2 protein-coding genes are annotated in these 1,378 nt (G+C 54.8%); both read right to left on the minus strand.

Annotated features, from left to right (window positions below; translation table 11 throughout):
• Positions 1-93: 93 nt before the first annotated feature.
• Positions 94-948 carry an SDR family oxidoreductase gene (locus ACFRAK_RS28855; RefSeq protein WP_394573174.1) on the minus strand — a complete coding sequence of 285 codons (855 nt, stop codon included), beginning with the start codon at positions 946-948 and terminating at the stop codon, positions 94-96.
• Between the two features lie 29 nt (positions 949-977).
• A partial coding sequence (locus ACFRAK_RS28860; RefSeq protein WP_394573173.1) for a mannonate dehydratase occupies positions 978-1,378 on the minus strand: 401 nt, incomplete at its 5' end.

A 1,378-nucleotide genomic window follows, 5' to 3' on the forward strand; every position in this document is an offset into this window, starting at 1 on the left:
CGACAGAAAGCAGTGCGCACGGTGTACAGGGCATCTTGCGAGATTAAAATTATTGGGTGGGATAAGCTCTCTTTGGATATTATCTTGATTCGGCTATACGCCGGAATAAGCCATAAAGCCGCCATCCACGGGAATCACGGTACCTGTGACGAACCCGGACGTCTGGCTGTCCACGAGCCAGAGCAGGGTGCCAAGCAAATCCTCAGGCACGCCGAACCGTCTCATGGGCGTATGGGAGATGATCTTATGAGAACGTTCAGTAAGGGAACCGTCGCTATTCGTCAGCAAGTTGCGATTCTGTTCGGTCAAGAAGAACCCGGGCGCAATCGCATTGACGCGGATGCCGGATTCCGCGAGATGAACGGACAACCATTGCGTGAAATTGTTAATGGCCGCTTTAGCGGCACTGTACGCCGGTACCTTGGTCATTGGACTTGGTGCGCTCATGGACGAAACATTGAGCACAACTGCGCCAGGGCGCTCCATCATGCCTTCTGCGAAGATCTGAGTCGGAATCAGAGTCCCGATAAAGTTAAGGTCGAACACGCTGCGGAAACCGGGGACACTAAGCCCGAAGAAGGTTGTAATATCCTCTTGGCCGGCATCCTCTGCACGATAGACCTCGTTGGTTGTATTCGCGTCTTTACGATTGCCGCCAGCGCCATTGATTAGAATATCGCATGGGCCGAAGGCCGCTCGAACGGAGGATTCAGCCTGACGTACACTCTCAACATCGGTGACATCGCAGGAAACGGCGATCGCCGTACCACCGGCAGCGACAATCTCATCGGCCACCTGCTGTCCTTTCTGGACCGTCCGGTTTAAGACAGCGATCTTAGCGCCTTGGCGCCCAAGCTCAAGCGCCATCGCGCGGCATAGTACACCGGAACCGCCGGTAATGACAACGGTCTTGCCGTTTAGCGCCGGGTGCAGTGGAAGGGGTGCCAGCGCTATATCCGTTGGTTGACTTAAATCGCTCATTGAACAGCCTCCTTCAGCTGCGAGGGGGCAGCAGCGCTTCGCTTGTATGCATCCCATAGTCCCCATAGATACATAATTCCTAAAGCACGATCATAGAGACCGTATCCCGGCCGACATTCTTCGCCCCAGATGTGGCGACCGTGATCGGGTCGGGTATAACCGGTGTATCCGTTCTCGTGATAGGCCTGGACAACGCCCTCGATATCGACCGTACCGTCTTGCGTGCGATGGGAAGTCTCGATAAAGTCCCCATTCTCGAACACCTTTACGTTGCGAATATGCGTGAACGGAATTCGGTCATGGAATTCATGGATCATAGCCACGATATCATTGTCCGGATTAGCTCCGAGCGAGCCGCTGCAGAGCGTGACGCTGTTCGCCGGGCTATCGTACAAGC

This window comes from Peribacillus sp. NPDC056705, assembly GCF_043656335.1.